The sequence below is a fragment of the Nocardia neocaledoniensis genome, from assembly GCF_029868625.1.
In the GTDB taxonomy this organism is placed as follows: domain Bacteria; phylum Actinomycetota; class Actinomycetes; order Mycobacteriales; family Mycobacteriaceae; genus Nocardia; species Nocardia neocaledoniensis_A.
This window is the reverse complement of sequence record NZ_JARWOJ010000359.1, coordinates 24,520-50,183: the sequence shown is the minus strand read 5'-3', so window position 1 is coordinate 50,183 and position 25,664 is coordinate 24,520. Positions and strand designations below refer to the sequence as shown.

The following is a 25,664-nucleotide window of genomic DNA, read 5'->3' as shown; positions in this document are numbered from 1 at the left end:
ACAGCAAAGCGTCAGCTACGAGATGTCGCTCAGTGCTCCGGGAAGCCGGTCGCGGAAAAGATAGCGATTATAAAGGAGCTGACCACGGAGATTGCGAGAATTTTACACATGAGGGGGAATGTTAACCGGCCCCCTGGCCTTTGGGGGGGGCCCCCCCGGTGCCCGGGGGGGGTAAATCCCCCCGGCCCCCCCCCCCCCCCCCGGGGGGGGGGCGATCCATTTCGCGGCCATCCGATCGATCACCGCGCCGAGTGTCTCGGTATGCAGCGACGCGCCCGCGCGGTGGGCGACATTGGCCGCGACCCACTCGTCGATCCGGGCGATCAGGCCGGCGCGCTCGCGGTCGATGTCGTCGATCACCTTGCCGCAGGCCGCCACCCGGCTGCTCGGCATACCCGGCACGCGGGCCGTCTCGACCGCGGCGCGGCGGCGTTCGTGGCGGCGGGCGAGTCCGCCCGCCGCGTCGAGCACGGGGTGCCGACGGACATCGGGCGTGCCGCGTTCCAGAAAGGCCCGTAACAACGCCGACGGCGGCGGAATTTGCGCGGTATCCACACGGAGGCCGGGATCGATCGGCATGGTGCACGCCCTTGGGAAAATATCGAGCTGGCGGATACGCGGAGCCGGAGAGGACTCGGGACGTGTACTCCCCGGCGCCGACGCAGCCCCACCCGGGCGTCGACGAATATCCGCGACGCTGCGGCGAGGAAGACGACCCGGGAAATCGGGACCCTCTCAGGAAAGCGCGATTCGGCGCGGTCGCGCAATAGTATGGTGTACAAAACGCCGGGCCAGTGGAAATCGTTATCGACCGTTACGGCGGAGTCACCGGCGGACGTCTCCGGTGTAACCCGGCGGCGCATTTCCGGCAATCGGATCCACGGACCCCACCGCGAACCCCCGCGCATGGACTAGCCTCGATAAATGTGCCCGCCTATGTGTCCTCACCCGAACTGACCTTCGGGTTCCTGTTCGCGTTGGAAGACCCGCAGCGAATCGCCGATGTCGTCGGCGATCTGATGGAGCGGCGCGCCATCTCGGTGTTCCGGATCGCGCGCCTGTCCGACGACGCGGGACCGCCGGAGCGCTATGTGGTGAACTGGGCCGCCATCCCGCAGATCTCGATCACCACCAGCGCGCCCGAGGCCACCGACCTGCGCGAACAGCGGATCATGCTGGTCAACGCCTTCCTCGGGGAGAACGGTGAAGTGAGCCTGTATTCGGGAAATCCGCACGCGCCGAGCTGAATCCGCTCACCGCGTCGACTCGTAGATGCGGCGCACTACGTCCTCGATGCCCGGTTCCTCGATCGACAGGTCGCGCACCTTCGCCCGGTCCGACACCGCGGCCAGGAGAGCCGCCGCGGTGGTGTGCTCGGCGTCGAAGGCCAGCCGCTGGCGCATCCCGCCCGCCTCGCTGGAGAGCAGTTGCGCCCCGCACGGCAGGTCGTCGAGATCGGGCGCAGGCGCGGCCAGGTCGACCACGAGCACCCGCCGCGCGCCGACGGTGGCGCCGAGCCCGGTCAGTGAACCGTCGTACACCAGCCTGCCGTGGTCGACGACCAGCACCCGCTCGCAGAGCCGTTCGATATCGCCCATGTCGTGCGTGGTGAGCAGCAGTGTCGTCCCGCGTTCGATCCGTTCGGCCCGCAGGAACTCGCGCAGCCGCTGCTTGGAGATCACGTCGAGGCCGATCGTGGGCTCGTCGAGGATGACCAGTTCCGGTGAATGCAACAGCGCCGCGGCCACTTCCGCGCGCATGCGCTGCCCGAGCGAGAGCTGACGCACGGGGGTGTCGAGCGAATCGGCCATCTCGAGTTGTTCGACCAGCTCATGGGTCCGTTTGTCGGCGATATCGGGATCGAGCCGGTGGATCGCGGCGAGGATCGAGAACGACTCGTGCAGCGGCAGATCCCACCACAGCTGGGAGCGTTGCCCGAATACCACGCCGATGCGCGCGGCCAGTTCCCTGCGCTGGCGCACCGGTTCCAGCCCGCAGGTGCGGACGGTGCCCGTGGTCGGCACCAGGATGCCGGTGAGCATCTTGATCGTGGTCGACTTACCCGCGCCGTTGGCGCCGATATAGCCGACGGCGGAACCGCGTTCGATCCGGAAGCTCATCCGGTCGACGGCGGTGATGGTGTCGCGATGTCGGCGCCAGCGGCTGCCGTTCTTGCGGTAGACCGTGAACTGCCGGGTGAGGTCGTCGATGTCGATGATCGGTTCGGTCCCGTGCTCGCGCATCGCTATCCCCCTCCTCCCTGATAGTGCCTCGTCCCTATCCGCCACGCCGCGAACGCCAATATCCATACCCATACCGCCGCGACCGGGGTCAACCAGGCCGACCACGCGGGCAACAGCGACGGCCCCGGGAGGCCGAGCAACGCGATCGTCGGCACGTAGGCGGTGAACGCGACCGGAATCGCGAACCCGAACAACAGCTTCAACGGTGTGGGGAACACCGACGCGGGCTGCATCGCGGCGAAGGATCCGCCGTAGGTGAAGCTGTTGGTGAGCTCGGCGCCGTCGATCAGAAAGAACTGTAGTCCCGCCGCGCATACGAAAAGGCCACAGAACAGCGCGATTCCACTCAGCAGGGTGATCACGATCAAGGTAACCGGGGCGATGCCCCAGTCGATATCGTTGCGCCACAGCCCGAGGGAGAGCACGATCACCGCGACGGCGGCGCGTGCGAGCCTGCGCAACGAGATGTCGCTGGTGATCAACTGCAGCAGCAGTGGTTGCGGGCGAAGGTGATAGGCGTCGAGCGTGCCCATCCGGATCATCGTCGGCAGCGAGTCCAGGTGCCCGACCAGCACCTGGGCCAGCGCGAACGAGGTGTTGGACAGGCCGAACAGCAGCAGAGCCGCGTCGGTGTCGAGCCCGCCGAGTACACCGACGTTGTGGAAGATCACCCACACCTCGGCGAACTCGACCAGGCCGATCAGGAAGGCGCTGAAGACCTCGCTGGCGAACGAGAGCCGATACACCTGCTGTGCTTTCACACGCGAACGCAATACTGCGAGATAGGGGGTGAACCAGGTCCCGGACACGATGCGCGCGGAATCCGGTTCAGCCACCCTGTACCTCCAACCTGCGTTGTCCCGCCCGCAGCAACACCCTGCCGAGCAGTCCGATCACCAGGACCCAGAAGCACTGCACCGCAACGGTGGTCAACGCCTGCGTCCCGGCGGCCCGCCCGGACAGCGTATCGATCGGCGCCTGCAGGATGGACGGAAACGGCGTCGTCATCGCGACGACGCGCAACCAGTCGGGAAACATGTGCACCGGGACGAAGAGCCCGGCGAGGAAGGTGCCGACGATCTGGTACAGCACCCGGATCCCGCGGATCTCCACCACCCAGAACCCGATCAGCGCCACCGCGAACAGACACAGGAACGACAGCGCCACCGCGAGCAGCACGCTGGCCAGCCCGAGCAGGTAGGCGACCGGTGTCGTCGGCATCGACAGCCCGACGGTGGCCGCGCCGATGATGATGCTCGGCACGCCGCGCGGCAGGAAAGTGCAGGCCGCGCGCCCCATGTCGGTGGCGAGATAGCTCAGCTGGATGTCGACCGGCCGCAGGAAATCGATGGCGACGTCGCCGGATTTGATCCGGTCGACCAGGTCCAGCGGTGGACCCATGAACTGGGTCGCGCCCAGTAGCGCCTGCGACAGCCACACGTAGGCGCTGATGGTGTCCTCGGTGTAGCCGCCGAAATCACCCGCCGCCCGGACCGCGGCGACCAGGACGGCGGCGCGCACGAACCCGAAGACGCAGTTGGTGAACAGCCCGGCGAACATCGCCAGCTTGTACTGCGCCTGCCGTTTGAATCCGGCGCGGGCCAGCTTCCAGTAGACGCCGACCGTGCTCGGCCTGCGCCGACGGAACACCGCGAGGGCGACTCGTCCGTTCCCCTCGACATCGCCCCGCACAATCAGTCAACTCTAGGCCGTCACCGGCGAATACGGACGAAAACGGCACCATCGCGACCGGCTAGCGCAACGGCACTCGCACGTCGGCGCCGCCTTCCGGGGTGATGCGCCGGTTCACCTTCACCAGGGCGGGCGCCGGGACGAAGCCGCCGGCGAACAGTGCTTCCCCCTGGCGGAACCAGGGGGAACGGTCGAGTAGCGCCGTCGGCGCGTATCCGAAGTAGGTGCCGAGTTCGGCGAGGTCGACCGGCGAGGTCATCTTCATCAGGGCCAGGTTGTCGCACTGGGAGATGATGCCGGGATGCACCTTCGACGGCCGCTGGGTCGACAGCAGCAGCCAGAGCCCGAATTTGCGCCCCTCCGCGGCGATCTGGATCAGCCGCTCGCGCACCGCGACCGCGATCGGCGACTCCAGCCGCGGCGAGGCCAGATTGTGCGCCTCGTCGATCACGAGCAGTACCGGCCGGCGTTCCTCGCGCCGCGCCCACAGCTCGTCCAGCAGGGCCAGCGCCACCACCAGCTGCTGTGCGGCCGTGGAGAATCCGCCGAGGTCGAGCACCGTCGCGTCGGGACGCCGGGCGATCACGTCGGTGACCGCGCTGTCGCCGCGCGCCCAGACCTCCCAGTCGAGCAGGCCGAGGTTCTCGATCCGCAGGGCGAGGCGGCGCTGCGCGGCCGATTCCGCCGCGCGCAGGTTCGGCAGAGCCTGATCGAGTTCGGCGACGGCAAGCTCGTCGGCCAGGTGGATCAGTTCGTTGAACTCCTCGCGGTCCGCGATGGGGTCGACCTGCAGGACAGCGGCTTTGGACGCCAGCGGCAGATCGGTGAAGCGGGCCCGCAGTGGATTCTCGGCGTGTGGACGCAAGACCTGGATGTCGCGCCGGGCCAGTGCCGCGGCCGTCGGTCCGGTCGCGGCGGGGTCGAGCTCGCCGAGGCGGACGAAATCGGAATTCGGATCGAGGATCACCACGGGCAACGCGGTGTGCGCGATCAGCTGCTCGAGGACGACGCCGAGCGCGTACGTCTTGCCCGAACCGCTCTGACCGCACCACAAGGTGTGCCGATTGAAGCGCTGGGGAAGCAGCCGGGCCGGTCCACCGGGCGGGGTGAGGTTCACGCCGACCTCGAGCACCGCGCCGGTGGTGTCGTGCAGCGTCTGTACCGTCGCCGCGTCGACGAGTTCGACCGCGCCGTCGGTGAAGGGGTACCCGGCGCGGGTGTCGATGCCGTCCTCGGCCACCTCGCCGATCAGTCTGCCGCGCAATCGGACCGGCGTCGTCTCGGACCGATCCTCGACCAGTACCAGTTGCCGTCGCCCGTCGGCGACTATCACCGCCAGCGACCCGGCGACGAGCGCACTGCCGGTGGCGTCCGAGACGACGAACGAGCGGCCGTCGTCGGACCGCGCACTGAGTTGGCTACCTGTCGGCACCCAGTGATCTTCTCACCCGACCCGCTCGATGCGGGTCAACAGCAAAGCGTCAGCTACGAGATGTCGCTCAGTGCTCCGGGAAGCCGGTCGCGAAAAGGATCGCGATGATCACGGAGCTGACCACGGAGATGGCGAGAATTGTCCACATGAGGGGGAAGGTTACCCGGCCCCCGCGGGCACTCCGGCAGCGCACTGCCGGAATCGGACATCGGCCCGCCGAGGCCCGGTATCGCCGCAGGTCACGGCGGCTCCGCTCAGCTGCGGCCGGAGCCGTCGGCCGGCTCGTCCTCGCGACCGCGTCGGCTTCCGGTGTAGGCGGCTTCGCGGAGGCGGTTGACCAGCCGCGGGACCAGATCGACACCGGCGGGGCGGTTGAGGACCGGGTCGAAGAAGTCGGTGCGGTGCTCGCCCGGCTCGGCGCGGCGCAGGTCCAGTTCGCCCATGGTGGTCGCCGGGTGGCCGAGGCCGTCGGCGGTGAGGGCGAACCGCAGCAGGCCGTCGTCGAGATGGTCGTCCAGTGCCCGCAGCGACGCGATCGAGGGCAGGTCGTCGCCGTCGAGCGGCTCGGCGAAGATCCACACCGGGGACCTGCCGCCGAAGCGGTAGGGCATGAGCGAACCGAAGCGGGCGCCGGACCAGCCGCGGGCCGGGGTGACGACGAACCGGCCCAGGGTGCCGCGCCCGGTGGTGGCCAGTGCGAAATCCCACGGGTGGTCGTCGTGATCGAGCACGCGGAAGGCCAGACCGAGAACGTCGGGCACCCCGGCCGGGGCACCGAACCCTTTCGACAGCCGGGCGATGACAGCGCGCTCGCCGCCGCCGAACCACGGCTCGAAGTCGCCCGTGGCGTGGAAGCGCCCGGCCAGCCGGATCCCGCGCGGGTGGAAGACCCTGGCGTGCCGTATCCGCGCGCCGGTCTCGAACGCGGTGCGCACCAGGGTGTTCGGAAGATCGGTGAAGGTCTGCTTGTCGATCACGGGCGCCGCCCCACCGCGGTCGTCGTCCGGCGGCCGAGGAGGACACCGAGCGCGATCATGCCGAGGCCCAGACCGAGGTGCAGCCAGTTGTCCGCGTCGTCGAGCGGCACGAAATTGGCGTCGCTGTGCGGGTCGACGAGCAGTCCGTACAGCCACAGGACCAGGTAGACCACGCCGCCGCCGAGCAAGAACGACCGCGCCGCCACCGCGCTCGCGGCCGCGATCAGCCCGAATACGCCGAACAGCAGGTGCACGATGTTGTGCAGCGCCGACACCGTGAAGATGCCGAACAGTTTCGCGTGGGACTCGTGGCCCGCCCATTCGAGGCTGTCGTACTCGGTGGTGACTCCGGGGACGAAGCCGAGGATTCCCACCAGCAGGAAGACCGCGCCGACCGCCAGCGCGGCGAGCTGGATCGGCGAACGCGCGGTCCCCGTTCCGCCTACACGTGTGGACACAGCACTCTCCTTTCACGGAGGCGAGCCGGCCGGTGGGCCGCTCGCGTGGACGACGTGCGCTTTCCCGCTGCCGAGCTGGGTAAACGCCGAATACCGGTCGCCGCTGACCAGCCAGGCGCGCGAGGGTGTGGTCATCGCCAGCCGACCACGTCCGCGGTGGCCGCCATGGCCGCGACCGCGGCCGGTTCGGGTTCGGCGACCGAGAAGGCACCGCCGTGGCACACGAAGTCCGCGGCCGCGTTCACCGCGTGCCGGACCGCGGGCTCCGCCGACTCGCCCTCGGCCAGCACGACGGTGACCGCCGCGGCGAATCGGTCACCGGCGCCGCAGTTGTCGGCGCCGGCGTGGGCACGCCGCTCCGGCGGCACCTGCACACGCAGCCCGGCGGGGAACTCCTCGCCGCACAGGTAGGCGCCCTCGGCGCCGAGGGTCACCGCGACCGCGTGGGCGGACCACAGCCGGGCCAGGGTGGCGGTGTCGCGGATCGTCGAGCCCGCATCGAGCAGCCGCAGCGCCTCGCCCCGGTTCGGGGTGACGATCGCGGTGTCGGGAATCGGCAGCGAACCCAGCGGATGCGGATCCCACACGACGGGGATGCGATGCGCGAGCGTGCGCAGCACGCCGCGGATCTGGGGATGGGACGTCATGCCGCGGCCGTAGTCGGACACCAGGACGCCGGAGGCCCTGGCCAGGGCCGTGTCGACCTCGGTGGGAACCGGCCCCGGCGCCACTTTCCCGTCGCCCGAATCGCACCGGGCGATGACCACCCGCTCGCCGGCCGCACCGTCGGCGCACAGACCGTCGGCACACACCCGCTGCTTGCAGATCGTCGACCCGTGCAGCGGCACACCGATGACGTGGACGTACGGCTCGAGCAGCGCGCGCAACTGGTGCCCGGCGTGATCGTCGGCGAATCCGCCGATCAGTACCACCTCGTCGGCATCGCCCGCGGCGAGGCGGGCAGCCAGGCCCGCGGCGCCTGGCCGGTATCGGGTGGCGGTGACGTCGACGATGGGGGCGTCGTCCTGGCTGTAGCGCGCGCAGTGACCGTCTACGTCGATGTCGAGGAAGACGTCGCCGAGCACGACTATCGGTCCGGGATGCGAAGTCACAGTGCCTCCAATGCGGGATCGAGGGCGGTGCACACGGCGTGCACCGAGGTGCGTCTGCTGCACCGTCGCGGCCGACTCGGCGTCCACGGCGATGGCGTCGTCACAGACCGAGGCCAGGGTGTGCGGCCACCAGGACGTGTGTCATCGTCGGCCGTCGGCGACGGTCTCGGCGAGCAGGTCGTTCCACCGCCCGACGAACCGCTCGATACCGAAATCGGCCTGCGCCCACTGCCGTGCGGCCTTGCCGGTGAGCCGGGCCAGGTCCGGCTCGCGCAGATATCGCGCGACCGCTTCGGCCAGTACCGCCACATCGGTGGACACCACCCCGGCGTCGGGCGGGATCGCCGCGGCCGCCTCGGTGGTGCCGACCGCCACGACCGGCATCCCGAGATGCATGGCCTCGAGCACGGACAGGCCGAGCGAGGTCCAGCGCGGCGTGTGCACGAACACCCGACGGCGGGCCACCTCGGCGTGCAGCCTGTCCTGGCGGAGGTCGCCGTGGCCGCACACCCGTTCCCGCGGACGGCCGACGGCGGTGTGGACGTGCTCGGTCTCCATGCCGTACACGTCGATCGGCGCCACCTCCGACAGTCCGGCCAGCAGATCGGTGCCGGTGACCCGCCAGCGGCGCACCGGTTCGTTGACGATCGTCGCCGCCCGTTCGAGCTCGCCGGTGTAGCGGTCGCCCGGGTCGAGGACGCCGTGTGGCAGGACCCGGACCCTGGCGCGCCCGTTGTCCCACATCAGCCGGTTGAACTCGGTGACGTGCACCAGGGTGAGGTCGTCGCGATCGGCCATCGGATGCCGGGTGGTCGCGGCATGCCCGGCGGGCGTGTTGTGCTCGACGTAGATCAGCGGAACATCCACCCCGGGCGTGCGACCCAGCCAGCGTCGCGCCAGCTCGAGTTCGCGCGGCCGCTGGACGACCACGACGTCGACGTGTTCACCGGCCAGGGCCTCGGGCGCGATCTCCTCGGCACGATCCGGCCACGGTCGACCGCATCGGCCCAGTGCCCAGGTGCCCCAGCGCGGGTCGTGGGGGATCAGGTAGCGGTGTGGTCCCTGGACGAACGAGGTCATCCAGGGGCCGTGCGCGTGCCAAACCAGAATCGTCATGGTCATGGCGTCATCCCGACCTCGCCCGCGGACGCCGCTGCGCCGGCGAGGTCGGCGCGCTCCCCGGCGATTCCCTCGCCCATGGTGACAGCGCCGAGTCCCGATGAGCCGCCGGTGCTCGGGACGGTGCCCAGCCGACGCGCGAGGGGTGACGGGTTCACGGTGTGGAACTCCTTTCGGGCGGGGTCGTACCGAAAACGCCACGCGGTCGGCGCGGTGCGCGGCGCCCGGAGGGTGGCTCGCCGCCTGCGTCGAACGGTTCTCGCTGGCGCAATGCCCGGCGGCACCTGCGCCAAACAGCGGCGTGCCGGTTTCGCGTGCCCTGTTTCGGGGGGGGCATGGTCCGGCACGCGGAACCTGTCCGCCGAAATCGGCGACCACCGATGTCCCGACGGATGCGGTGCGATCTTGCGTGTACGTATACATCTACGTATAGTCAGTCGTGTTGTCGAACCGGCGACGGCGACCTCTCGTTCGATCGGAAACACCATGACCACGCTGCAACTGACCCGCCCGGGCGTCCTCCCCGGTGTCGACCTGACCGAGTTGTGGTTGCCGCGCATCGCCGCCGCCGACGGCCGGTTCGCGCGCGCGGCGCGGTATCTGAACGGTGGTCATGTCATCGCGCAGCTGGTCCGTTTCGCGCTGGTCGGCGGTCTCAGCAATATCGCCTATGTCGTGCTGTTCCTGGCGATGAACGGGGCAGGCACGCTGGTGGCCAATGGCGCCGGATCGATCGTCAGCACGGTGCTCGCGAACGAACTGCACCGGCGCCTCACCTTCCGCGCGGCGGGCCGGGTCGGCTGGTTCACCGCGCAGTGGGAGGGCGGCGGGCTGGCATTGCTCGGTGTACTCGTCACCACGGCCGCGCTGGCCTGCCTGAATTTCTGGGCGCCCGGTCTCACCGACGTCGCGCAGGCGGGCGCCGTGCTCGCCATCATGGCCGCGGTGGGTGGGCTGCGCTTTCTCGCCTTGCGCGGCTTCGTCTTCTGATTTCCACGGCCGCCCGATCGGTCCGCACCGGTCGGGCGGTCACAAATGGACCCGGCGGTTCGGGGCGTGGTAGGAGACTAGCCATGTCCTGGTCACCTCCCCGTCGCCGAAACCCGGATTCGCCGCTGCCCGAACCGATCTCGCCGAGGCGGAGCCGTCGGCGATGACCGGCACGAATGTCGGGTCGGCCCGCACCCGTGCCGAGGATCGGCCCGCGACCCGCGCGGCGTACCGCGACGACCTGGACGGCCTGCGCGGGCTGGCGATCGCGCTGGTCGTCGTCTTCCACGTGTGGTTCGGCCGGGTCTCGGGCGGCGTGGATGTCTTCCTGGTGCTCTCGGGCTTCTTCTTCACCGGCCTGGTCCTGCGCCGGGCCGAGCGCACGGACTCGCCGTGGGCATGGACAGTGGTGCGGCGTACCACCCGGCGGCTGGTACCGGCGATGGCGGTGGTGCTCGCGGCGGTCGTCGCGGCCACCATCGCGTGGCAGCCGTATACGCAGTGGTCGTCCACGGCCGCACAGGTTCTGGCGTCGATGTTCTATGTCCAGAATTGGCAGCTGGCCCTGACGTGGTCGGACTATCTCGCCGCCGACCCGTCGGTCAGCCCGCTCCAGCACCTGTGGTCGATGTCGGTGCAGGCCCAGTTCTACGTCGCGGTCCTGCTCGCCGTCGCGGTGATGGCCGGGCTGGGCGCCAAGCCCGGCCGCACCCGCCTCGTGCTCGGTGTGGTCGTGGTCGCGGCCGGCCTCGCCTCGTTCGGCTACGCGGCCTCCGGCACCGCCACGCACCAGGGCTGGAACTACTACGACACGCTGGCCCGCGGCTGGGAAATGCTGGCCGGGGCCGGACTCGCCGTCGTCGCACCGTATGTCGTGCCCGCGCGCCGGCTCCGCGGCGTGCTGGCCGCGGCCGGGCTCGCGGGCGTGGTCCTCTGCGGGTGGCTGATCCTCGACGGCGCCAATCGATTTCCCGGGCCCGCCGCGCTGCTGCCGGTCGCGGCCACCGCGGCGGTGATCCTGTCGGCCGCCCACCTGCCGCCCGGCGACCGGCCGTGGCCGAACCGGTTCCTGGCGCATCCCGTCATGCGCAGGCTGGGCGACCTGGCCTATCCCCTCTACCTCTGGCACTGGCCGATCCTGATCTTCTTCCTCGCCGAAAGCGGTAGCCCGCAAGCGAATCCGGCCGAAGGCAGCGCGGTGATCGGCGTCTCGCTGGTGCTGGCCTGGCTGACCCACCGGTGGATCGAACTCCCGTTGCGACGGGGCGGGGAAACCCGTGCCCTTTGGGTCGTCGTCGGGGTGCTGCTCGCGGCGACGACGGCGACCACCGTCGGTTGGCAGAGCGCGTTGCGCGTGAGTCCGGCGGCGGCGGCCGAGGCGCAGAACCCGGAGCGGTATCCCGGCGCCGAGGCTCTGGCTTCGGGAGCGCCCACGTCGGCGGAACCGTTGCGGCCCACGGTGTTCGAGGCCGCCGCCGACGTGCCGCCGCCCACCCGGGACGGCTGCATCGCGGACTGGGACACCCGCGAGGTCGTCACCTGCGTCTACGGTGACCCCGACGCCGACCGCACCCTCGCACTCGTCGGCAGTTCCCACGCCGAGCACTGGCTCCCGGCACTGCAGGTCCTCGCCGACGAGCACGCGTTCCGTGTTCAGGTGTATCTGAAGATGGGCTGTCCGCTCACGATGGCCGCCGACGCGCTGTACAAGGGCGAGCCGAACCCGGACTGCCGGGACTGGTCGGCCGAGGTGATCGACCGCCTCGGCGTAGACCGGCCCGACTGGGTGTTCACCACCGGCACCCGGCCCCGCGAGGAGGGCGGCGACGAGACCCCCGACGACTACCTCGCCGTGTGGTCGGCCCTGTCGGATCGCGGACTCAACGTGGTCGCGATCCGCGATACGCCATGGCTACGCCGCGGAACCGTGCGCTACAAGGCCACCGACTGCCTGGCGGCCGGCGGCGACCGCGTCAGCTGCGGCATGCGCCGCGAGGACGCGTTCGCCCCGGTCAACCCGGCCCTCGCCCCGAGTTCGGCGTTCCCCAGCGTCTTCCCGATCGACCTGAGCGACGCGGTCTGCGAACCGACCCTCTGCTCGGTGGCCGAGGGCAACATCCTGATCTACCACGACGAACACCACCTCACCGCGAGCTACTCCCGATCGCTGTCCGGTCCGCTCGGCCGGGCACTGCAACCGATCCTGGGCTGGTGGTGACCTGCCGACCTGCTGGATCGTCACCGGCCCCGGCCACCTGATGCCCGGTCCGGCGAGCAGGGCCGGTCGAGGCAGGTCCTGCCGTGGACGGGCATGCGCACACGTTCTCCACATTCTCCGCGCGAACTTCCCATCACCGTGGATTAGGTTGCGGTGGTGGCGAAAAGGCGTTCGGCGATCCCGCTCCTGGTGGCCGCCGCCGCGGCGGTGTTCTCCGTGGTGACGGCGCTACATCGCGGGCTGATCCTGACCTACCTGTGGCTGGCGGCGTTGCCGCTTCTGGCACTGGCCTTCATCGGGGTGGTCGCCGGGTCAGGGCTCGCGGTGCGGCACGCGAGCCGCCACGCCACCAGGTGCACGCTGGTGACCACGGTCGTGCTCGCGGTGATCGGGATCGGTGCGCCGGTGCTGTTCGTTGTCCGTCCCGAAGTCGGCGTGTGGCTCCGGTTTCAGCTCGAGCGCCCGCTCTTCGCGACGGTGGCGGACATGGAGGCACCGGGCACGGCCGACGGCTATTACGGGAGATCGCTACCGGGACATCTGTGCTGGGTGTCGGCGAATTGCAAGGTGGCCGACATAGGCACCGGGGAGCGGCCCGTTCTGTTCGTTCCCGACTACGTCGGAATCCCGGACGGTGCGGCGGGATACGGCCACTTCACCGGCCCGCCCGGCTCCGGTCCCTACGACGGTTTCGGTGATCCGATCTGCCCGCGATTCCCACTGTCCGGCGGCTGGTGGTGGCTCGGCGCCTGCCGCTGACATCGGGGCGCCGGGATGCGACTGCCACGGGCCGGCGCCGCCGACAGTTCGGTGATCGGTGTGGTCATCGCGGTCCGTTGGTGTTGAGGTAGAGGACGGGGCCGGGGCCGAACTCGCCGCGGTGGTTCATCGCGAGCAGTGCCGCCAGCGCTTTCGCGGTGTAGACCGGTTCCAGATCCAGGTTCTCGTTCGTCTCGGCCAGTCTCAGCGCCCGCTCGCCCTCGGGAGTCGTGTGCCCGTACGACCGCCCGAGCCAGTCGTTCACGATCCGCAGCCGGCCCGGATTCTGTTGGGGCGCGGGCAATATCGCTCCCCGGCGAGCGAGCAGCTTGCGGGTTCGAGCGGCGAGCCGGGTGATGGTGACGGCGTCCAATCGCAGCGTGTCATTGACGACGACACCGACGACCCGCGTTGTCAGGCCGAGGAGTTCGAAGCCCAGCAGCAGTCCAGCGGCAGTCCCGCCCGAGCCCATCGCGACCACGATGTGCGAGGGCTCGGGTAGTTCCCCGGCCCGCACCTGCGCGCCGATCTCGAAGGCCGCCTCGACGTAGCCGAGCGTGCCGACCGGCGACGAACCTCCGGCCGGGAGCAGATAGGGCGGTCTTCCTCCCCGCGAGTATCGGCCGAGTAGCAGCGGTGCGGCCGCGATGGTCCGGGCCTTGGTCCGGGTGAAGTGCAGACGTGCGCCGGAGCGCCGCAGTCGCCGCAGCTGTGCTCGTACATGCTCGTCCACGGGTTGGTCGACCAGCGCCAGTACGGTCGAGAGTCCGAGTTCACGCCCGTACAGCGCCGTAGCCAGCCCCCAGTTGGTGCCGAGACCGCCCACGGTCAGAATCGTCCGACGTTCACGGCGTTTCGCATCGGCGAGCAGCCATTCGAGTTTGCGTACCTTGTTGCCGCCCCATCCGCCGTCACCGAATTCGCCGTCGTCCTTGAGCCACACCGATGCCTCGCCGTCGGTGAGGCCGGGCAGTGGTCGGACGGGTGTCGGCGCGGTGCCGAGAGCCAGATGCGGCAGAGTGGAACGCAATTCGGGGAAGGCTTGATGCAGCAGGGGAGTCCTCATGCGCCGAGCACCTTCGTCACATCGGTACTCGCACGCTCCACATGCGCCAGTATCGCTCGGGCATCCTCCAGATACTCCACCCCGGCCGGTGTGAGGGACACCGCCCGGGTACTCCGTTCCAGCAACGTGACACCCAGCTCCCGTTCGAGCTGTTCGACCTGGGCGCTGCGCGCCTGCTGTGCGATATGGATGCCCTGCGCCGCCGGGGCGAAATTCGATTCCTCAGCCACGACGACGAAATACCGCAGGTGTCGCATCTGCACATCCATCGGGGAAGCCTACGGCAGCCGGCCCGCGCCCTCGCCTCGCCGCCGACCCGGTCCACTTCGAGAGTTCCTATCCGGTGGAGCATCGTGCTCCGCGCCGGCGACGGCCCTGACCGAGCATTGCTGCTGGTCAGGGCCGTATCGCGCCCCCGGCAGGAATCGAACCTGCGACCTAGGGATTAGAAGGCCCTTGCTCTATCCAACTGAGCTACGGAGGCAGTCCGCATCCACCTTGGCCGAACTCGGCCCCGGTGTCCAGCGCGAAAAGTATAGCGACCGACCAGGTCGCGGGTGGGGTGGGGAGAGATGCCCCATCGGGGCGGCTCCGAGCAGGCCGAACTACCCTCGTTGGCATGTCGTTATCGCAAGACCCCTCCGCTGGCACCGCCGAGGACGGCGCGCCACCGGCGGATCCGGGTCGGGCGGCGCCGGCAGGGAACGCCGCGTCCTTCGGGGTGCTGAGTGTTGTCGCGGGTGCGATGGCCGCCTTCGTGGCGGCGATCGTGGTCGGGTTGTCGGCGGCGCAAGCTCTGAGTCTGCTGGGTATACCCGATCCCGGGCCGATCACAACATATGGATTGCCCGCGTTGCGCGCGGTGGCCGATCTGGCCGCCGCGGTGACGGTCGGCTCGCTGCTGTTCGCCGCGTTCCTGCTGCCGCCGCGCGACAGCGGGCTGCTCGAGGCCGGCGGGTATCGCGCGGTGCGCAGGGCCGGGCACGCGGCATTGATCTGGGCGGTCAGCGCGGCGCTGCTGGTACCGCTGACGGTCTCGGACACGACCGGTCAGCCGGTCGGGGACATCTGGCGGCCCGAGGTGCTGTGGCCGGTCATCGCGCAGGTCGAGGTGGCGGGCGCCTGGCGAACCACCACCGTGTTCGCGCTGATCCTGGTGGTGCTGTGCCGGTTGGCGCTGCGTTGGAGCTGGACGCCGCTGTTGCTGGCGGGCTCGCTGATCACCATGATGCCGCTGGCATTGACGGGCCATTCGTCCTCCGGCGGTTCCCACGACGTGGCGACCAATTCGCTGATTCTGCACATGGTTTCGGCCGCGGTCTGGGTCGGCGGTCTCATCGCGGTGCTGGCCTACGCGCTGCGCGGCGGTCCCGGTGTCGACATCGCCGCGCGGCGCTTCTCGCTCGCGGCGACCATCTCCTTCGTGGTGATCGGGCTCAGCGGCGTGGTCAACGCCTGGGTCCGGGTGCCCGCCTCGGACCTGTTCAGCACCACCTACGGCAAGCTGGTGCTGGCCAAGGCGGCCGCGCTGGCGGTGCTCGGCGTGCTCGGCTACCTGCAGCGCAGGGCGGCCCTGCCCGCCCTCGCGGCCGACCCGCGCGACCGCACGGCGTTGATCCGGTTCGCCGGGGTCGAGATGCTGATCTTCGCGGCGACCATCGGCCTTGCCGTCGGCCTCGGCCGCACCCCGCCGCCCCCGCCCGTCGCCATTCCGACGCCCGTCGAAGTGGAGCTCGGCTACACCCTCGCCGGGCCGCCGTCGGTGGGCAGGCTGCTGTTCGACTGGCGCTTCGATCTGATCTTCGGCACCCTCGCGCTCGTCCTGGCCGCGCTCTACCTGCTCGGCGTGTGGCGGCTGCGCAAGCGCGGCGACGCCTGGCCGGTCGGGCGCACCATCGCCTGGTGCAGCGGTTGCCTGGTGCTGCTGCTCGCCACGTCCTCCGGGGTGGGGCGGTACGCGCCCGCCATGTTCAGCGTGCACATGGGCGCGCACATGGCGCTGTCGATGCTGGCGCCGATCCTGCTCGCCCTCGGCGGCGCGGTGACCCTCGCGCTGCGCGCGTTGCCGCCCGCTGGACGCGACGGGGTGCCCGGTCCGCGTGAGTGGATCCTGGCCGCGGTGCACAACCCGGTCTCGCGGTTCCTGACCCAGCCGGTGGTCGCCTCGGTGATCTTCGTCGCCGGGTTCTACGCGCTGTACCTGGGCGGGATCTTCGACGCCACCGTCGACTCGCACGCCGCGCACCTGATGATGAACGCGCACTTCCTGATCAGCGGCTACCTGTTCTACTGGGTGGTGATCGGCATCGACCCGAAGCCGCGCGAGGTGGCGCCGCTGACCAAGCTCGCGATGGTGTTCGGCACCCTGCCGTTCCACGCCTTCTTCGGCATCGCCCTGATGAGCATGAACACCGTGCTCGGCGGCTGGTTCTACCGCACTCTCGACCTGGGTTGGAACATCGACCTGCTGGCCGATCAGCGCAATGGCGGCAGCTTCGCCTGGGCCAGTGGCGAGGTGCCGCTGGTCGTGGTGATGCTGGCCCTGCTGATCCAGTGGTCGCGCAGTGATCAGCGCCTGGCCAAGCGCACCGATCGGGCCGCCGATCGCGACAACGACGCCGAGCTGACCGCCTACAACGCGATGTACGCCGAACTCGCGCGGCGTGACGGCGAGGTGCGCCGGTGAGCCGATGCGGTGAGCCGGAGCTCGAATCCTCACCCGACGGCAGACCACAGCGCGTGCTGCGGACCGAGGTACGGGCGGCGCGACGCAGACTGACCGGCCGGGTCCGCAAGACCCCGGTCTTCCACACCAGCGTGGACGGACCCGACGGCCCGGTGCCGGTCACGCTGAAGCTCGAGTTCCTGCAGCACGGCGGCACCTTCAAGGTGCGCGGCGCCCTCAACGCGCTGCTGGCCGCGGGCGACGGCGCCGAACATGTCGTGGTGGCCTCGGCCGGGAACGCGGGCATCGCGGTCGCCCTGGCCGCGGCTCAGCTGGGCAAGACCTGCACGGTGGTGGTGCCGGAATCGGCGCCGCACACCAAGGTCGCGGCGATGTGGGCGCACGGTGCCGAGGTTCTGTGGCACGGCACGAATTACGCGCAGGCCCAGGTGCGGGCGGTCACCTTGGCGGCCGAGCGTGGTGCCGCCCACCTGCACGCCTACGACATGCCCGACGTCGTGGCCGGAGCCGGCGTGATCGGCCTGGAACTGGAAGAACAGGTGCGCGGGAGGCCGCCGGTGCTGGCCGCCGTCGGCGGCGGTGGCCTGATCGCCGGGCTCGGCGCCGCGCTCGGCAGGCGCAGGCAGATCGTCGGCGTCGAATCAGAACACCTGCCCGCGTTGTCGGCCGCGCTGGCTGCGGGCAAGCCCGTCGACGTGCACGAGGGTTCGGGAGTGAGTGAGCCACAGTGCGAGACCCGGGTCGGTGACATCGCGCTCGACATCGCCCGCAGGCATCGGATGCCGGTGCTCGCGGTCGCCGACGACGCGGTGGCCGCCGCCCGCGAATACCTGTGGCGGGAATTCCGCGTGGTCGTCGAGCTCGAGGGCGCTGCCGCCCTGGCCGCCGTGCAGAGCGGCGTCTACCGCCCGGATCAGGGCGTCCGGCCGGTCGTCGTGCTATGTGGGGCGAACACCGAACTCCCCGTCGTCTGACACGAGTGATATCCACAACCCGCTGAGTTGTCCCCAGTCGCGGTCACGGCCGCCCGTCCGGCGCGTTGCCGGGCCATTCTTGGACGGTCAGAACAACGACGAGCGAGCGGGGGCGGGTTCGATGTACGAGGCAAACGCGACGGTGATCGGCACAGTGGTCACCCATCCGGTCCGGCGCGATCTCGCCAACGGCGAGCAGGTGCTGACCTTCCGGATGGCGAGCAATTCCCGCCGGTTCGACGCGAACGCGGGTGAGTGGATCGACAACGGGACGCTGTATCTCACGGTCTCCTGCTGGCGCCGTCTGGTGACCGGCGTCGACCGGTCGCTGCACCGTGGCGATCCGGTGATCGCCTACGGGCAGCTGCGCTCGCACGAGTACCGGGGCAAGGACGGCACCGAACGGCGCGACCTGGAGATGCGCGCGGCGGCCGTCGGGCCCGATCTGGCCCGCTGCACCGCGTCGGTGGTGCGGCGCTCCGACGCGGTGCGGCCGGCGCCGCACGTGGTGCGGAATATTTCCGACCGCCGTGGCGCTGCAGCACCGAGCGCCGAGGACCCGGCCGGATATGCGCCGACCGAAGCCACTGCCGTAGCCTCTACGACCGCGGCGGATTCCCTCCCGGCGCGATCGCCGGTTGCGGTGCCGAACCCGGGCACGCCCGCGCAGGTCGACGCCTGAGGGTCGGTCCGCGGCACCGGCCCGCTCCGCATCGCACCCAGTTACCCCGCACCGATAGGCTTTCTCATATGGCTGAGTTCATTTATCAGATGATCAAGGTTCGCAAGGCGCACGGCGACAAGGTCATCCTCGACGACGTGACGCTGAACTTCCTGCCCGGCGCCAAGATCGGTGTTGTCGGCCCGAACGGCGCCGGTAAATCCAGCGTGCTGAAGATCATGGCGGGACTGGACCGGCCGAACAACGGCGAGGCCTTCCTCGCGCCCGGCGCCACCGTCGGCATCCTGCAGCAGGAGCCGCCGCTGAACGAGGAGAAGACCGTCCGCGGCAACGTGGAGGAGGGCCTCGGCGAGGTCAAGGTGAAGCTGGACCGCTTCAACGAGATCGCCGAACTCATGGCCACCGAGTACTCCGACGAGCTCATGGACGAGATGGGCAAGCTGCAGGAGTTCCTCGACCACGCCGACGCCTGGGACGTCGACTCCCAGCTGGAGCAGGCCATGGACGCGCTGCGCTGCCCGCCGCCGGACGAGCCGGTCACCAACCTGTCCGGTGGTGAGCGTCGCCGCGTCGCGCTGTGCAAGCTGCTGCTGAGCAAGCCCGACCTGCTGCTGCTCGACGAGCCGACCAACCACCTCGACGCCGAGAGCGTGCTGTGGCTCGAACAGCACCTGGCCTCCTACCCGGGCGCCGTGCTGGCCGTCACCCACGACCGGTACTTCCTCGACAACGTCGCCGAGTGGATTCTCGAGCTCGACCGCGGTCGCGCCTACCCGTACGAGGGCAACTACTCCACCTACCTGGAGAAGAAGGCCCAGCGACTCGAGGTCCAGGGCAAGAAGGACCAGAAGCTGCAGAAGCGCCTCAAGGAGGAGCTGGCCTGGGTGCGCTCGGGCGCCAAGGCCCGCCAGGCCAAGAACAAGGCCCGCCTCGGTCGCTACGAGGAGATGGCCGCGGAGGCCGAGAAGCACCGCAAGTTGGACTTCGAGGAGATCCAGATCCCCGCGGGTCCGCGCCTGGGCGACATCGTGGTCAACGTGTCGAACCTGGACAAGGGCTTCGGCGACCGTCAGCTGATCAAGGATCTGTCGTTCACGCTGCCGCGCAACGGCATCGTCGGCGTCATCGGCCCCAACGGTGTCGGTAAGACCACGCTGTTCAAGACCATCGTCGGACTGGAAGCACCCGACAGCGGCGAGGTGAAGGTCGGCGAGACCGTCAAGCTCAGCTACGTCGACCAGAACCGCGCGGGCATCGATCCGAACAAGAACGTCTGGCAGGTCGTCTCCGACGGGCTCGACTTCATCGAGGTCGGCAACCAGGAGATGCCCTCGCGCGCCTACGTCAGCGCGTTCGGCTTCAAGGGCCCGGACCAGCAGAAGCCGGCGGGCGTGCTCTCCGGTGGTGAGCGCAACCGGCTGAACCTGGCGCTCACCCTCAAGCAGGGCGGCAACCTGATCCTGCTCGACGAGCCGACCAACGACCTCGACGTCGAGACCCTGAGCTCGCTGGAGAACGCGCTCGAGCAGTTCCCCGGCTGCGCCGTCGTGATCTCCCACGACCGCTGGTTCCTCGACCGCACCTGCACCCACATCCTCGCGTGGGAGGGCGACAGCGACAACGAGGCCAAGTGGTTCTGGTTCGAGGGCAACTTCGAGGCCTACGAGGCGAACAAGATCGACCGCCTCGGCGCGGAGGCGGCTCGCCCGCATCGGGTGACCCACCGCAAGCTGACCCGCGACTGACCTCGCGAAAAGCGCCACGGCCCGGCGGAGTTGATCGATCAACGATCGGCCCCGCCGGGCCGTTCTCGTCGTGCGCGGAACGCCGGTGAAGTTACCGGCGCGGCAAGGCGGAAATCCCTCCGCGTGTCCATCTACCCCCGGCTAGTCTCGAAAATGCGTCACCAGAGTTGCGGAATCGAAGCGAACCGAATCCATGGGAGTGGGCGAAAACGATGACGGTCTCGTCGGAAATGTCGAGCGCGGCGTGGGCCGCGGGAATGCCGCAAAGCTTGCGCGGTGATCTCGCGACACTCGAAGGGGCGTACTTCCGACACGTGGACGCCGGTGACGCGGACTTCCCCGTCACCGGCATCAACCAGATCTTCCGCCGCCACATGGAATTGGCCGCTCGCCGCCCGGCGCACACCGCGCTGGTGCGGGTCTACCATCCCGACGACGGATCGGGGATGGGCGCCGCGGTCCAGGTGGTCACCGACGACATGCGGCTGCTGGTCGAGTCGATCACGGCGGCCCTGGGCCGCATGCAGGTGAACGTCTCCGAGGTGATCCACCCGATCTTCGAGGTCACCCGCGACGCCGACGGCGTGCTGGTGAGCGCCGCGCCGCACGAGGTCGACGGCAACGCCGCACCGGGCGAACCCGAGTCGTGGATGCATCTGCAACTGCATCCGTCGACGAGCCGGGCCCAGCTCGACGACATCGAGCGCACCCTGCCGGAGGTGATCGCCGACGTTCGCCAGGTGATCGACGACACCGAGGCGATGACCGCGGTGCAGAGTTCGCTGGCCGACCAGCTCGACCGCGCCGCCGGCTCCGGCTCGGCCCCGTTCCCCGCCACCGACCTGGCCGAGTGCGCCCAGCTGCTGCGCTGGCTGGGCGGTGGCAACTTCACAGTGCTCGGGTACGCCCGCTACCGGCGCGAGACCGACCACGGCCATACCGTGTCGACCCAGGTGCCCGGCGCGAGCCTCGGCGTGCTGCGCGCCGACATCGGCACCGACTTCCAGGTGCCGATCAACGGTGGCGACCGGCCGCTGCTGATGCTCACCCAGGGGCTGGTGCGCGCGACCGTGCACCGTTCGGTGTATCCGTACTTCGTCGGTGTCGCCGATCTCGACGATGCCGGTGCCGTGGCGGGTGTGCACCTGTTCATCGGCACCTTCACCGTCAGCGCCGTGCACGAGAACGTGCTCGACATCCCGGTCATCAACACCAGGGTGCGCCACGCGATCGAGGCCGCCGGGTTCGACAAGGACTCCTTCTCCGGGCAGGCGATGCTCGAGGTGATCGAGTCGTTCCCGCGCACCGAACTCTTCTCCGCCGACACCGAGACGATGCGCCGCACCGCCGTGGCGGTCCTCGGCGTCGGCCTGCGCAGGCAGGTGCGGCTGTTCCTGCGCAGCGACACCTACGGCCGCTTCGTCGCCTGCATGGTGTACCTGCCGCGCGATCGCTACACCACCGCGGTGCGCCTGCACATGCAGGAGATCCTGGTCAGCGAGCTCGGCGGCGTCGACATCGACTACTCGGCGCGGGTGAGCGAAAGCGAGCTCGCCAGTGTGTATTTCACGGTGATGCTGCCGGGGGAGGGCGCGGCGCCCGACACCTCCGAGGACAACCGGCTGCGCCTGCAGGCGCTGCTGAATGCCGCCAGCCACACCTGGGACGACCGCATCGGCGAGCAGATCGCGAGTTCCGCCGTGGTGGATCCGGCTGTGGTGAAACGGTATTCGGAGGCCTTCCCGGAAAGCTACAAGGAAGACTTCGGCCCGGCCCGCGCGTTGGCCGATATCGGCAGGCTCGAACGGCTCACCGAGGGCGGTATCGGCCAGCACCTGTACCGCAGGCCGGAGGCCGCGCCGGGCTCGTGGCGGTTCAGCCTCTACATCGGGGGTTCCGGTGTCTCGCTGAGTCAGGTGCTGCCGGTGCTGCAGAGCCTCGGTGTCGAGGTCGTCGACGAGCGGCCCTACCAGCTGGAACTCGACGGCGGCCCCGAGCGCTGGATCTACGATTTCGGCCTGCAAGCCAGGCCCGAGCTGCTGCGCAACGCCCTGGGCGGCGACCTCGACGCCGAGCTGCTCGAACAGGCCAGCCACGAGGACGAACTCCATTCCCGGTTCACCGACGCGTTCGAGGCGGTCTGGTACGACCGCGCCGAGGCCGACGGGCTCAACGAGCTGGTGCTGCGGGCCGGGCTGCCGTGGCGCTCGGTCTCGATCCTGCGCGCCTACGCGAAATACCTGCAGCAGGCGGGTTTCCCGTACAGCCAGGTGAACATCGCCCGCGTCCTGCTGGCGCATCCGGAGGTCTCGCGCGCGTTCGTCGACCTGTTCGCCGCGCGTTTCGATCCGGATACGGTCTCCGCCGAGACCGCCGACGCGATCGAGTCGATGGTGCGTGCCGGCATCGACGACGTGGTCAGCATGGACGCCGACCGCATCCTGCGCGCCATCCTCGGCCTGATCAAGGCGACGCTGCGCACCAACTACTACGTCCTCGACGCCGAGGAGCGCTCGCGCGACTACCTCTCGTTCAAGGTGGAGCCGCGCGAGATCGCCGAATTGCCCAAGCCGCGACCGCAATTCGAGATCTTCGTCTACTCCCCGCGGGTGGAGGGCGTGCACCTGCGGTTCGGCTCGGTCGCCCGTGGCGGCCTGCGCTGGTCGGATCGGCTCGAGGATTTCCGTACCGAGATCCTGGGCCTGGTGAAGGCGCAGGCGGTGAAGAACGCCGTGATCGTTCCGGTCGGCGCGAAGGGCGGCTTCGTGGTGAAGCGTCCGTCGGCCGCCACCGGTGATCCCGCCGTCGACCGGCAGGCGAGTGTGGCCGAGGGCATCGCCTGCTACCGCACCTTCATCTCCGGGTTGCTCGACGTCACCGACAACGTCGACCTGGCCACGGGCGCCGTGCTGCCGCCCGCCAGGGTGGTGCGCCGCGACGGTGACGACACCTACCTCGTGGTCGCCGCCGACAAGGGCACCGCCAGCTTCTCCGACATCGCCAACGACGTGGCCACCCGCTACGGCTTCTGGCTCGGCGACGCGTTCGCCTCCGGCGGCTCGGCCGGTTACGACCACAAGGCGATGGGCATCACCGCCAGGGGCGCGTGGGAAGCGGTCAAGCGCCACTTCCGCGAGATGGGCATCGACACCCAGAGCCAGGACTTCACCGTCGTGGGTGTCGGCGACATGAGCGGTGACGTGTTCGGCAACGGCATGCTGCTCTCCGAGCACATCCGCCTGGTCGCCGCGTTCGACCACCGGCACATCTTCCTCGACCCGAACCCCGACGCCGCCACCTCCTACGCCGAGCGTGCCCGGCTGTTCGCGCTGCCGCGTTCCTCGTGGGCCGACTACGACCGCAGCCTGATCAGCGCGGGCGGCGGCGTTTTCGAGCGAACCGTGAAGTCGGTACCGATCTCCGCACAGGCCAGGGCCGCGCTCGGCCTGCCCGACTCGGTACAGGCGCTCTCGCCGCCGGAACTGGTGCGCGCGATCCTGCTCGCCCCGGTGCAGCTGCTGTGGAACGGCGGTATCGGCACGTATGTGAAGGCGAGCACCGAATCCAATGCCGAGGTCGGCGACAAGTCCAACGACGCGGTGCGCGTCGACGGAAACCAGTTGCGGGTCAAGGTGATCGGTGAGGGCGGCAACCTCGGCGCCACCGCGCTGGGCCGCATCGAGTTCTGCCGGTCGGGCGGCAAGATGAACACCGACGCGCTGGACAACTCGGCGGGCGTCGACTGCTCCGACCACGAGGTGAACATCAAGGTGCTGCTCGACGGTGTGGTGAGCGCCGGCGCGCTGGCGCCCGCCGACCGCAATCCGCTGCTGGCCTCGATGACCGACGAGGTCGCGCGGATGGTGTTGCAGGACAACGTCGATCAGAACGTGCTGATCGGTATCGCCCGCACCGACGCGCCGCAGATGGTGAGCGTGCACGCCCGCGTGATCGACGATCTCGAGCAGCGCCGAGGCCTCGACCGCGAGCTCGAGGCGCTGCCGACCGATGCCGAACTGAAGCGGCGCGCCGAGGACGGGCGTGGCCTCACCTCACCCGAACTGGCCAATCTGCTCGCGCACGTGAAGCTCGGGCTCAAGGCCGATCTGCTCGACACCGATCTGCCCGACAGCGTGTACTTCGCCCGACGGCTGCCCCAGTACTTCCCGACACCGCTGCGGGAGCGCTTCGCCGCCGAGATCAAGAAACACCGGCTGCGCCGGGAGATCGTGACCACGATGCTGGTCAACGAGGTCGTCGACTACGGCGGCATCACCTACGCGCACCGGCTCAACGAGGAGGTCGGGGCCAGTACCTCCGACACCGTGCGCGCCTTCGCCGCGGCCACCGAGATCTTCGAACTGCACGACGTGTGGGCGCGTATCCGCACGGCCGACGCCCCCGCCGGGGTGTGCGATCTGCTGGAACTGGAATCCAAGCGCACGCTGGACCGCGCTTCGCGCTGGTTGCTGAGCAACCGCCCGCAGCCGATCGCCGTCGGCGCGGAGATCAACCGGTACCACAGCCGGGTGCAGGAGCTGGCGCCCCAGGTGCCGGGCTGGCTGCGCGGGCACCATGTCACCTCGCTCACCCAGGGCGCGGCCGAACTGATCGCGCGCGGCGCGCCGACCGATCTGGCCACGGAGGTATTCGGTCTGCTCGGCCTCTACCCGCTGCTCGACGTGGTCGACATCGCCGACATCGCCGACCGCGACGGCGCCGAGGTGGGCGCGCTGTACTACGCGCTCAACGAGCACCTGAAGATCGACTGGCTGCTCGAGGCGGTGAGCCATCTCGAACGCGGCGACCGCTGGCACGCGCTGGCCCGGCTCGCGCTGCGCGACGACATGTACGGCTCGCTGCGCTCGCTCACCCTGGACGTGCTGTCCGCGGGTGACCCGGAGGAGACGGCCGACGAGAAAATTGCATACTGGGAGTCGAAAAACCAGTCCCGGCTGGGCCGTGCGCGCGCGGCACTGTCGGAACTGTTCGAGTCCGGGACCCACGACCTCGCCACACTGTCGGTCGCCGCGCGACAGGTGCGGAGCATGGTGAGCGGGGTGGGCGCCCAATCGGAGGTACCACGGTGACGAGTTCGCCTTTTCATGCCAAGGTCGAGATCCGCTGGTCGGACATGGACGTGTATCAGCACGTCAACCACGCGCGGATGGTGACCCTGCTCGAAGAGGCGAGGATCCCGTGGTTGTTCGACGGGGACAAGCCGACGGCGTCGATGGGTCGGCAGGGTTGTGTGCTGGTCGACCTGCACGTCAAGTATCGCGGTCAGCTCCGGCACGAGGACACTCCGCTCGACATCACGATGTGGATCAAGCAGCTGCGGGCGGTCGATTTCACCATCGGCTACGAGGTGCGGGCCAATGGCACGGCACCGGATTCGCCGCCCGCGGTGACGGCGACCACGCAGCTGGCCGCGTTCGACATCGAGACCCAGCGGCTGCGCAGGCTCACCGACGAAGAACGCGACTACCTGGCCCTGTGGCGGATCTGACG

At 69.6% G+C, this 25,664-nt stretch carries 22 protein-coding genes and 1 tRNA gene; 10 read left to right on the top strand and 13 right to left on the bottom strand.

From position 1 onward, the window contains the following. Positions 1–102: 102 nt before the first annotated feature. A complete protein-coding gene (locus tag QH270_RS27995) occupies positions 103–579 on the bottom strand; it encodes a DUF4254 domain-containing protein (protein ID WP_280347039.1) in 477 nt (158 codons plus the stop codon). A gap of 347 nt (positions 580–926) precedes the next feature. Between QH270_RS27995 and QH270_RS27990 the strand changes: the two genes are divergently transcribed. Then, a complete protein-coding gene (locus QH270_RS27990; protein WP_110039425.1) occupies positions 927–1,247 on the top strand; it encodes a hypothetical protein in 321 nt (106 codons plus the stop codon). A gap of 6 nt (positions 1,248–1,253) precedes the next feature. On the opposite strand, the gene QH270_RS27985 is transcribed toward QH270_RS27990, so the two are convergent. From QH270_RS27985 to QH270_RS27945, 9 genes are all read right to left on the bottom strand, one after another. Further along, complete coding sequence (locus QH270_RS27985) at positions 1,254–2,243, bottom strand: ABC transporter ATP-binding protein (RefSeq protein WP_280347038.1); 990 nt, start codon at positions 2,241–2,243, stop codon at positions 1,254–1,256. Positions 2,244–2,245: 2 nt separating this feature from the next. After that, complete coding sequence (locus QH270_RS27980) at positions 2,246–3,079, bottom strand: ABC transporter permease (protein WP_280347037.1); 834 nt, start codon at positions 3,077–3,079, stop codon at positions 2,246–2,248. Further along, positions 3,072–3,935, bottom strand: a complete 864-nt coding sequence (locus tag QH270_RS27975) for an ABC transporter permease (RefSeq protein ID WP_280347036.1) — start codon at positions 3,933–3,935, stop codon at positions 3,072–3,074. The genes QH270_RS27980 and QH270_RS27975 overlap by 8 nt, the downstream gene beginning before the upstream one ends. A gap of 61 nt (positions 3,936–3,996) precedes the next feature. After that, positions 3,997–5,367 carry an ATP-binding protein gene (locus QH270_RS27970; protein WP_348537693.1) on the bottom strand — a complete coding sequence of 457 codons (1,371 nt, stop codon included), beginning with the start codon at positions 5,365–5,367 and terminating at the stop codon, positions 3,997–3,999. 254 nt (positions 5,368–5,621) lie between these two features. Further along, positions 5,622–6,344: a phosphodiesterase gene (locus QH270_RS27965; protein WP_280347035.1), complete on the bottom strand. Its 723-nt coding sequence runs from the start codon at positions 6,342–6,344 to the stop codon at positions 5,622–5,624. Next, positions 6,341–6,802 carry a DUF4383 domain-containing protein gene (locus QH270_RS27960; RefSeq protein ID WP_280347034.1) on the bottom strand — a complete coding sequence of 154 codons (462 nt, stop codon included), beginning with the start codon at positions 6,800–6,802 and terminating at the stop codon, positions 6,341–6,343. Before QH270_RS27960 ends, QH270_RS27965 begins: the two co-directional genes overlap by 4 nt. 131 nt (positions 6,803–6,933) lie before the next feature. Next, positions 6,934–7,914 carry a PfkB family carbohydrate kinase gene (locus QH270_RS27955; protein ID WP_280347033.1) on the bottom strand — a complete coding sequence of 327 codons (981 nt, stop codon included), beginning with the start codon at positions 7,912–7,914 and terminating at the stop codon, positions 6,934–6,936. A gap of 141 nt (positions 7,915–8,055) precedes the next feature. Then, the gene (locus tag QH270_RS27950) at positions 8,056–9,030 is read right to left on the bottom strand and encodes a glycosyltransferase (RefSeq protein WP_280347032.1); all 975 of its coding nucleotides are present in this window, start codon (positions 9,028–9,030) and stop codon (positions 8,056–8,058) included. 2 nt (positions 9,031–9,032) lie between these two features. After that, positions 9,033–9,191, bottom strand: a complete 159-nt coding sequence (locus tag QH270_RS27945; protein WP_280347031.1) for a hypothetical protein — start codon at positions 9,189–9,191, stop codon at positions 9,033–9,035. A gap of 328 nt (positions 9,192–9,519) precedes the next feature. Here QH270_RS27945 and QH270_RS27940 point away from each other — a divergent pair, with 328 nt between their 5' ends. The 3 genes from QH270_RS27940 to QH270_RS27930 all read left to right on the top strand — a co-directional run bounded on the left by QH270_RS27940 (position 9,520) and on the right by QH270_RS27930 (position 13,000). After that, the gene (locus QH270_RS27940) at positions 9,520–10,023 is read left to right on the top strand and encodes a GtrA family protein (protein WP_280347030.1); all 504 of its coding nucleotides are present in this window, start codon (positions 9,520–9,522) and stop codon (positions 10,021–10,023) included. Between the two features lie 163 nt (positions 10,024–10,186). Next, positions 10,187–12,241: an acyltransferase family protein gene (locus QH270_RS27935; RefSeq protein WP_280347029.1), complete on the top strand. Its 2,055-nt coding sequence runs from the start codon at positions 10,187–10,189 to the stop codon at positions 12,239–12,241. A 156-nt stretch (positions 12,242–12,397) separates the two neighbouring features. Continuing rightward, positions 12,398–13,000, top strand: a complete 603-nt coding sequence (locus QH270_RS27930; protein ID WP_280347028.1) for a hypothetical protein — start codon at positions 12,398–12,400, stop codon at positions 12,998–13,000. Between the two features lie 64 nt (positions 13,001–13,064). On the opposite strand, the gene QH270_RS27925 is transcribed toward QH270_RS27930, so the two are convergent. The 3 genes from QH270_RS27925 to QH270_RS27915 all read right to left on the bottom strand — a co-directional run bounded on the left by QH270_RS27925 (position 13,065) and on the right by QH270_RS27915 (position 14,550). Beyond that, a complete protein-coding gene (locus tag QH270_RS27925) occupies positions 13,065–14,066 on the bottom strand; it encodes a 1-aminocyclopropane-1-carboxylate deaminase/D-cysteine desulfhydrase (RefSeq protein WP_280347027.1) in 1,002 nt (333 codons plus the stop codon). Next, a complete protein-coding gene (locus tag QH270_RS27920; protein WP_280347026.1) occupies positions 14,063–14,335 on the bottom strand; it encodes a LysR family transcriptional regulator in 273 nt (90 codons plus the stop codon). The genes QH270_RS27925 and QH270_RS27920 overlap by 4 nt, the downstream gene beginning before the upstream one ends. Before the next feature lie 141 nt (positions 14,336–14,476). Next, a tRNA-Arg gene (locus tag QH270_RS27915) sits at positions 14,477–14,550 on the bottom strand. Between the two features lie 135 nt (positions 14,551–14,685). Between QH270_RS27915 and QH270_RS27910 the strand changes: the two genes are divergently transcribed. The 6 genes from QH270_RS27910 (at position 14,686) to QH270_RS27885 (ending at position 25,662) form a co-directional block, all read left to right on the top strand. Continuing rightward, a complete protein-coding gene (locus QH270_RS27910; RefSeq protein ID WP_280347025.1) occupies positions 14,686–16,752 on the top strand; it encodes a cytochrome c oxidase assembly protein in 2,067 nt (688 codons plus the stop codon). Then, positions 16,749–17,726: a serine/threonine dehydratase gene (locus QH270_RS27905; RefSeq protein ID WP_280347024.1), complete on the top strand. Its 978-nt coding sequence runs from the start codon at positions 16,749–16,751 to the stop codon at positions 17,724–17,726. Before QH270_RS27910 ends, QH270_RS27905 begins: the two co-directional genes overlap by 4 nt. Before the next feature lie 121 nt (positions 17,727–17,847). Next, positions 17,848–18,408, top strand: coding sequence for a single-stranded DNA-binding protein (locus QH270_RS27900; protein WP_280347023.1), 561 nt, complete (start codon positions 17,848–17,850; stop codon positions 18,406–18,408). 68 nt (positions 18,409–18,476) lie between these two features. Beyond that, positions 18,477–20,153, top strand: a complete 1,677-nt coding sequence (gene ettA, locus QH270_RS27895; RefSeq protein WP_280347022.1) for an energy-dependent translational throttle protein EttA — start codon at positions 18,477–18,479, stop codon at positions 20,151–20,153. A gap of 212 nt (positions 20,154–20,365) precedes the next feature. Further along, entirely contained in the window at positions 20,366–25,243 is a 4,878-nt protein-coding gene (locus QH270_RS27890; RefSeq protein WP_280347021.1) for an NAD-glutamate dehydrogenase, read from the top strand. Then, positions 25,240–25,662: an acyl-CoA thioesterase gene (locus QH270_RS27885; protein WP_348537692.1), complete on the top strand. Its 423-nt coding sequence runs from the start codon at positions 25,240–25,242 to the stop codon at positions 25,660–25,662. Before QH270_RS27890 ends, QH270_RS27885 begins: the two co-directional genes overlap by 4 nt. Positions 25,663–25,664 lie beyond the last annotated feature (2 nt).

Excerpts from the sequence above, each read along its gene's own strand:
- QH270_RS27995 (WP_280347039.1), bottom strand. The coding sequence starts at position 579 with ATGCCGATCGATCCCGGCCTCCGTGTGGATACCGCGCAAATTCCGCCG.
- QH270_RS27985 (WP_280347038.1), bottom strand. The coding sequence starts at position 2,243 with ATGCGCGAGCACGGGACCGAACCGATCATCGACATCGACGACCTCACC.
- QH270_RS27950 (WP_280347032.1), bottom strand. The coding sequence starts at position 9,030 with ATGACGATTCTGGTTTGGCACGCGCACGGCCCCTGGATGACCTCGTTC.
- QH270_RS27940 (WP_280347030.1), top strand. The coding sequence starts at position 9,520 with ATGACCACGCTGCAACTGACCCGCCCGGGCGTCCTCCCCGGTGTCGAC.
- QH270_RS27935 (WP_280347029.1), top strand. The coding sequence starts at position 10,187 with ATGACCGGCACGAATGTCGGGTCGGCCCGCACCCGTGCCGAGGATCGG.
- QH270_RS27925 (WP_280347027.1), bottom strand. The coding sequence starts at position 14,066 with ATGAGGACTCCCCTGCTGCATCAAGCCTTCCCCGAATTGCGTTCCACT.
- QH270_RS27920 (WP_280347026.1), bottom strand. The coding sequence starts at position 14,335 with ATGGATGTGCAGATGCGACACCTGCGGTATTTCGTCGTCGTGGCTGAG.
- QH270_RS27910 (WP_280347025.1), top strand. The coding sequence starts at position 14,686 with ATGTCGTTATCGCAAGACCCCTCCGCTGGCACCGCCGAGGACGGCGCG.
- QH270_RS27900 (WP_280347023.1), top strand. The coding sequence starts at position 17,848 with ATGTACGAGGCAAACGCGACGGTGATCGGCACAGTGGTCACCCATCCG.
- ettA (WP_280347022.1), top strand. The coding sequence starts at position 18,477 with ATGGCTGAGTTCATTTATCAGATGATCAAGGTTCGCAAGGCGCACGGC.
- QH270_RS27890 (WP_280347021.1), top strand. The coding sequence starts at position 20,366 with ATGACGGTCTCGTCGGAAATGTCGAGCGCGGCGTGGGCCGCGGGAATG.